The following is a 7,185-nucleotide window of genomic DNA, read 5'->3' as shown; positions in this document are numbered from 1 at the left end:
ACCAAAAATTCTTGCCTCTCGGTCGTTGTCTCTTTCGTAAACTGAAACGTCTATGCCGTTTTGCTGTAATAATTTTGCCATAGTCAGTCCAACGGGTCCACCACCAATTATTGCAACGTTCTTATCACTAAGTAAATTCATTTGTTTGTCTGTATCTATTCGCATTGTCATTCAAAAATGGCACATAACGGGAAACGCATTGGCGAAGTGGCGGATAAATTGGACAAAAAGTTCAATTTAGCGAGAACGTAGCCGATGTGTTTCCACAGAGCTAACTTACAAATAAAAAGCGAATGTGGAACACATTCGGCGGAATAAAATGCAGAAACTTTCAATTTAGCACTTAACCTGCCATTTTGCCAATGCGATGTTATGTGAAGGAATTTTTAGTATCTTTGTATTCAAATAATTCACATTTTATGTATTTCAGCAAGCCTTGGTAATTAAAAATTAAAGTAAATTATTAAATCGTCTTTTTGAGACGGTTGCTATTTGGTACGTTAATTTTTAATTTAAAATAAGGTAATAATGAAAAATATAAAACCCTTAACTTTTCCGTTTAATTCGGAAAATAATACATCCATAAAACAAAGTCTTTTTCGATTTCGAGAATATTTTGATTCTTCTACAATTGTTGGTTTAGGCGAAAACGCACATTTCATAAAAGAGTTTTTTACATTCAGGCATCAAGTTATTGAGTTTTTAGTAACTGAATGTGATTTTGACACCTTGGCATTTGAGTTTGGTTTTTCTGAAGGATTAGAAGTTGATAAGTGGATAAAATCACAAATTCCATTCGACGATTTGGATAAGTTACTGTCACACTTTTATTATCCAAATGAGTTTAAAGATACTTTGCTATGGCTTCGTCGGTATAATCAAGACAATAATAATCAAATTACCTTTTTAGGTGTGGATATTCCTAAAAATGGAGGTTCTTATTTTCCAAACTTTCGTATTGTATCTGATTATTTGCAAAGACTTTCAATCGTTTCTTCTGATGTCTTACAGAAGATTTTAAATCTTGCTGAGAAATTTGATTTCTATTCGACTTCTCAGCTTGCGTTAAATTTATCGCTTTTTGATGAAGCTGAACATAATGAATTAAAAGCATTGCTATTAAAAGTTTACATTCGTTTGATTACTCTTCAACCAAAATTAGAAAGTTTAGAATTTCAATCGATAGTTCATCAAGTTAAAGGCTTGATTTATATGAATTATAATGCTGATGCTATGGAAAGTTTCATTACTGAAAGGGGAATTGAAGGAGATATGGGAGCAAAAGACCAGTATATGGCAGAAAGCATTGATTGGTTTTTGAAAAATTCACTTGGTAAAAAGATTATTTTGGTTGCCCACAATGCTCACATTCAAAAAACTCCGGTAGATTTTGATGGATTTATTAGTTGTTATCCAATGGGGCAAAGACTTTCGATGACTTTTGGAGAAAAATATAAAGCATTTGCAATAACTAATCTACGTGGAGAAACTGCGGCATTGTATCCTGATAATGATTATCAATTTGGCTTTAGGGTTGATAAATTTCCACTTGATTTTCCAGAGTCGGATTCTGTTGAATTTATTATGCAAGAATTTGGAGGAAAAGAATGCTGTTTACTAATGAACAGAAGTACGGAATTAAAAAATTGTAATAAGATTCGATTTGATTCGATGTGCCTAAAAACTGAAATAGAAGAAGCTTTTGACGGAATTTTTCTAATAGAAAAATCAACTGTTTCAGAAGTAGTGGATTGAGAATTTATAAATTTAATTTCGAAACGGCACTTTCTTTTTGGAGGTGCCGTTTTATTCTTTCACATAACGGTTCTCAGCTATACGCAGGCAGGGATTTTAACCACTGAACTTCCTACGAAGAACTGAACTTCAAATTTACCACTTTCCTGTCTTACGAAGCACGAACCCCCTGCTTGCGTATAGGTGATGTTATGCGGTCGGCTTTCATTTTCTCTTCTTTCTCGTTAATTTGTCAAGCAAAGTTACTAAATTTGCAGTAATGACAAAAAAGAAATTGCCCGTTCGTTTTACGGGTCAGCACTTTACTATTGATAAAGTGCTAATAAAAGATGCAATAAGACAAGCAAATATAAGTAATCAGGATACGGTTTTAGATATTGGGGCAGGCAAGGGGTTTTTTACTGTTCATTTATTAAAAATCGCCAACAATGTTGTTGCTATTGAAAACGACACAGCTTTGGTTGAACATTTACGAAAATTATTTTCTGATGCCCGAAATGTTCAAGTTGTCGGTTGTGATTTTAGGAATTTTGCAGTTCCGAAATTTCCTTTCAAAGTGGTGTCAAATATTCCTTATGGCATTACTTCCGATATTTTCAAAATCCTGATGTTTGAGAGTCTTGGAAATTTTCTGGGAGGTTCCATTATCCTTCAGTTAGAACCTACACAAAAGTTATTTTCGAGGAAGCTTTACAATCCATATACCGTTTTCTATCATACTTTTTTTGATTTGAAACTTGTCTATGAGGTAGGTCCTGAAAGTTTCTTGCCACCGCCAACTGTCAAATCAGCCCTGTTAAACATTAAAAGAAAACACTTATTTTTTGATTTTAAGTTTAAAGCCAAATACTTAGCATTTATTTCCTGTCTGTTAGAGAAACCTGATTTATCTGTAAAAACAGCTTTAAAGTCGATTTTCAGGAAAAGTCAGGTCAGGTCAATTTCGGAAAAATTCGGTTTAAACCTTAATGCTCAAATTGTTTGTTTGTCTCCAAGTCAATGGGTAAACTGTTTTTTGGAAATGCTGGAAGTTGTCCCTGAAAAATTTCATCCTTCGTAGTTCAAAGTCGGGTGGTTGTCAAGATGATTTTTTTGGTTTGGTGTCGTCTTTTAAGCTGCCGCATAACGGGAAACGCATTGGCGAAGTGGCGGATAAATTGAACCGAAAGTTCAATTTAGCAGTGACGTAGCCGATGTGTTTCCACAGAAGCTAAATTATTAAAAAAAAGCTGAATGTGGGACACATTCGGCGGAATAAAAAGCACAAAAGTTGAATTTTGAACTTAACCCGCCATTTTGCCAATGCGATGTTGAACTGAACAAGGGAAATGAGCGGTATCCTGCCAGACAGGATACCGACATTCACGAGGTTTCGATGGTTAGTGCGCCGCATCGGAGCGGGCCTGCTACCAGTCGTCGGTTAGACGACTGGCGACTTCTCGGTGGCAGCCCCACGGAGCCGAAGGAGCACCAGCCCCAACGAAACCAGTACCGCCATCGCCGTGGCGTAACAGATCACGGGCCACGCTGTGTCACCGTTTAAAAGTGCCACCGCCAATGTCCCGACAATGCTGACTATCAGGCTTTGAACGCAGAAGTAGAACGCGACCGCTGATCCCGCGATGTCGTCGAACTCTGCCAAAGCGCCGTTCGCGGTAACGGACACCGTGAAGACAATACCGACCGCGACAACCCACATCGGTAGGATGAAGGTGAGGAATGACGGCGAGCCGTAAAGTTCGCCGATCCCCAACAGGACCGCTCCGCAAACAAGCAACGCCATCCCACGCGCCACGCATCCTGCGATGCCCCATCTGGCGACAAAGGACTTCGCGAAACGGGTTGTCACGATCATTACAAGCGCGACAGTGGCGAAGGCAAAGCTGAATCCGATCTCGGAATATTCCGCTTGGCCTATGAGCACACGGGGAGCCGTCGAGAAGAAGACGAAGTAGGTGCCCATACCGGCGCTAAAGCCGACAGTGTAAACCCAAAAAGCCGGACTCGCGAAGATCGGCAAGACAGATCGGCGCGTCTTGACTTGATCCAGAGGGCGGGTTTCGTGCCACCTGAAACCCGCATTTAGGAGTGCGAGCATCGCCAGTATAGCCAAAGTAATGAATATCGCCTGCCATCCCAAGAACTCGCCGATCAATACTCCGGCGATAGGGCCGAGCGCAGGCACGAACGCCAGCATCGAACTGAAAAGGCCGTAGATGACGACACCCTCAGGACGGTTGGCATAAACGTCGCGAACCGTCGCGAACGTCGCCACCAGCATGGCCGACGCGCCCACTGCTTGAAGTAGACGGAAAGCGACAAAGGCCGGTGCAGTTGAAGACCAAGCTGCTCCCAGAGACGCAATGACGAAAGCCGTTGCGCCCGCAAGTAGAATTGGCCGTCGCCCGATTCTGTCTGAGAGCGGACCAAAAATCACCTGGCCCACGCCGAGCATCACCATATAGAGGCTCAACGTGAGTTGGATCATAGCGGGCGTCGTGTTCAGGATGCCGGGCATCGCTGGAACGACAGGGAGATAAATATCCATCGCCAGTGAAGCGAGGATGTCGAAAGGAGCCATCAGCAGCAGTGCTGCCGGCAGCGTATAGGCCCACGCGGGGCGTTGTTTTTGTTTATCAGTCATTTATGTGTTTTTCTATTCCATCAATAATTGATTTCCAATCATCAACGTGTAATTCGTGTCCTGTACCTTCAAGGGTGATTAGATTTGAACCTTTTATTTTTTCTAGTAAAAAACCTGCATTCTTATAATGCCAAATTTTGTCGTCTGTTCCGTGGATAATTAAGGTGGGTTGTTTGATTTCGTTTAATCTGTTCCAATATTCTTCACCACCACCACCTTGCGATGCAGCGTGATTGAACATACTTATATAATTGTTGGCTCTATTGAACTCAGCTCTTATCAGTTTTTCACTTCTTTGTTTGTCAAATTGTTTCTTGCCACTCATTAATTCTGCACCCTGAATTAAATAGTTTACCACACTGTCTTCATTTGTCCAATTGACTGTACCTGCTTTACTATGGAAATCTAAAATACTCGTGTCCATTTCAGGTATAGTTGGGTCTGAGTCTCCCCAAGGGCCTGATGACATAAGAGTTAAGGAGTTAACTCTGTCGGCAAACTTTATTGATGCTATTTGAGAAATTAGTCCGCCCAAAGAAATCCCCACAAAATGTGCTTTGTCAATCTTGTAGCCATCCAATATTGAAATAGCGTCATTAGTTAAGTCAACAATATCGTATGGAGTAGAACCTGGTTCATAATTAGTGGATTTTCCTACATCTCTGTTGTCGTAACGAATAACAAAAAATCCTTTTTCAGATAATTGTTGGCAAAATTCAGTGTCCCAATACAGCATTGATACGGTTGCACCTGCTACCAAAAGGATTGCTGGATTTTTCTTATTTCCAAAACTTTCCGTACAGAGTTCAATGCCGTTTGTTTTAATTATTTTCTCTTTCATTTCTGTTTTCCTTTGTTTGCAACTGATTATTATCAGTCCTAAAATTAATATCCAAAGTAGTTTTTTTTTCATTTATCAATGTTTAACTGTTATGCTGGTATCTTTCACAATGCCCGCTAACGAAAAATGGTAGCCGTAGTTGCCGGATTTACAGCACTTTCGTATCAATTTAGCACTTCGGTTCGTTAAAAGCACCAAAGTATCAAGTTGGCACGAAAGCCGGCAATTATCGGCTACCATATGTTAGTGGCATTTATCATTTCATTATATTCATTTGCTTTAACGCATTTTTTGTTACATTAATTCTCGATGAAATAAAATCATCAACATTCAATCCGTCTGTCGGAATTACATTTGTTGCAAAAAAATAAACATTAGATTTTGTTTCAACATAACCAACAAACCAACCATTATATTTTTCTTCTATCGAACTTAATCCAGTCTTACCGCTTAAAATGTAATTTTCAGTTCGCTCAATTTCCATAATATTTTTGACAATCTTTATTGTCCTATCAGAAATTGGAAATTTTGAAAAATAGAATTTCCTTAAAAAGTCGATTTGTTGTTTTTGAGATATTTTTGAATTTCCTTCAAGCCAAAAATTGTCAATCGTTAAACTGTCAAAAATCATATTTTTATACTCAAATTTTTCTAAATATTCTTTCATTTTAATTGTTCCGATTTTCCTTGCAATTTCCTGATAGCAAGGAACACAGGAAATTCTAAAAGCATCTTTAAATGATAAATCTTTTTCCCAAATATCCATTTTTCTCTGCTCGCCATTCCATTTTAAAATAGTTGTATCATTTTCAATAATGCCTAATTCAACAGCAATTATAGAATTTGGAATTTTGAATGTTGATGCAGGTAATTTTCCGTTTTTAGCCCAATCAAAGTCATTTGAGTAAAAAGTATTCTTGTCGTTATCATAAATTAGAATTGAACCATTTACTTGAAAACTATCTAAAATTTTGTCAAAATCAGAAATTTCTGTTTCAATTATGTTTTTATTCGTTGTTGTGTTACAGCAAACAAATAAAAATATCATTGAAATAAAAACTACAAATAAAATATTTTTCATTTATTGTCTAATTATCGTTTGTTTTTGTTGCCACTAACGGGAAACGCATTGGCGAAGTGGCGGATAAATTGGACAAAAAGTTCAATTTAGCAGTGACGTAGCCGATGTGTTTCCACAGAAGCTAAATTATTAAAAAAAGCTGAATGTGGAACACATTCGGCGGAATAAAATGCACAAAAGTTGAGTTTGGCACTTAACCCGCCATTTTGCCAATGCGATGTTATATGCCGTATTTTTTGATAAGATAATTTAAGTCAGCTTCGTTTAAAATTCTAATGTTTGCTTTTTTTGATTGGTTTAAGTCGTTTATTTTTTGGATTTTTGACCAACCACAATCTTCACCTGCAAAAACAAAATCTACTTTACCTGTTATTCCTGATTTTATTTGTCCACCAATTTTCATTAGAAAAGTTTTTATTTCTTCTCTTTCTATTGAAAAGTTGCCCGTAATAACTATTCCTTTTCCTATTAAATCAATGTTTTCAAGTTCGTTTTGAGTTATTTGATAATTTGATAAATGCTCTTCATTTTCTTCTAAAACATCTTCACTTGGTTGATTGAAATAATTATTATTTGTTTTAGGCTGGTCATCAATTTTTCTTATTAGTTCTTGATAACTTGGATACTTGTCAGTCAATTCGCCAAATATTAAAGCACAAAGTTTTGCATCGAATTCTGGGTCGTGATGATTTGTTACTTCTAAGTCCAAACTCTCTGCTAAATCTTTTATTTTTTTAGGCATCCCAAGTTTATCTGCAAATAACATTGTGTCAATATAACTTATGACATATGGTTTTAAATTATAATGTTCATATAGATTTTTCTGATTATCCGTTTATGCACCTGTTATATTCGCAATTACTA

Annotated in this window: 7 protein-coding genes; 2 read left to right on the top strand and 5 right to left on the bottom strand. The window is 37.5% G+C overall.

What is annotated here, in order from left to right; all coding sequences use genetic code 11:
- The coding region (locus U9S71_RS20635; protein ID WP_326329747.1) for an FAD-dependent oxidoreductase at nt 1-171 on the bottom strand (171 nt) is incomplete at its 3' end.
- Between the two features lie 357 nt (nt 172-528).
- Here U9S71_RS20635 and ere(D) point away from each other — a divergent pair.
- Nucleotides 529-1,755, top strand: a complete 1,227-nt coding sequence (ere(D), locus tag U9S71_RS20630; RefSeq protein ID WP_009040233.1) for an EreD family erythromycin esterase — start codon at nt 529-531, stop codon at nt 1,753-1,755.
- Between the two features lie 259 nt (nt 1,756-2,014).
- Entirely contained in the window at nt 2,015-2,815 is an 801-nt protein-coding gene (gene erm(F) / locus U9S71_RS20625) for a 23S rRNA (adenine(2058)-N(6))-methyltransferase Erm(F) (RefSeq protein WP_182650836.1), read from the top strand.
- A gap of 360 nt (nt 2,816-3,175) precedes the next feature.
- Here the strand turns inward: erm(F) and floR are convergent, their stop codons facing one another.
- The 4 genes from floR to U9S71_RS20600 form a co-directional block, all read right to left on the bottom strand.
- Nucleotides 3,176-4,399 carry a chloramphenicol/florfenicol efflux MFS transporter FloR gene (gene floR, locus U9S71_RS20615; protein ID WP_014053560.1) on the bottom strand — a complete coding sequence of 408 codons (1,224 nt, stop codon included), beginning with the start codon at nt 4,397-4,399 and terminating at the stop codon, nt 3,176-3,178.
- Nucleotides 4,392-5,312, bottom strand: coding sequence for a macrolide hydrolase EstT (gene estT / locus U9S71_RS20610; RefSeq protein WP_046701559.1), 921 nt, complete (start codon nt 5,310-5,312; stop codon nt 4,392-4,394). The genes floR and estT overlap by 8 nt, the downstream gene beginning before the upstream one ends.
- A gap of 184 nt (nt 5,313-5,496) precedes the next feature.
- The gene (locus U9S71_RS20605; protein ID WP_004295324.1) at nt 5,497-6,321 is read right to left on the bottom strand and encodes a class D beta-lactamase OXA-347; all 825 of its coding nucleotides are present in this window, start codon (nt 6,319-6,321) and stop codon (nt 5,497-5,499) included.
- A 220-nt stretch (nt 6,322-6,541) separates the two neighbouring features.
- A complete protein-coding gene (locus tag U9S71_RS20600) occupies nt 6,542-7,087 on the bottom strand; it encodes a BRCT domain-containing protein (protein ID WP_005807148.1) in 546 nt (181 codons plus the stop codon).
- Nucleotides 7,088-7,185: the final 98 nt, after the last annotated feature.

It is taken from the genome of Parapedobacter flavus (genome assembly GCF_035818675.1).
In the GTDB taxonomy this organism is placed as follows: Bacteria; Bacteroidota; Bacteroidia; order Sphingobacteriales; family Sphingobacteriaceae; genus Parapedobacter; species Parapedobacter flavus.
Note: the sequence above shows the minus strand (reverse complement) of the source record. Positions and strands in the feature narration are given on the sequence as shown.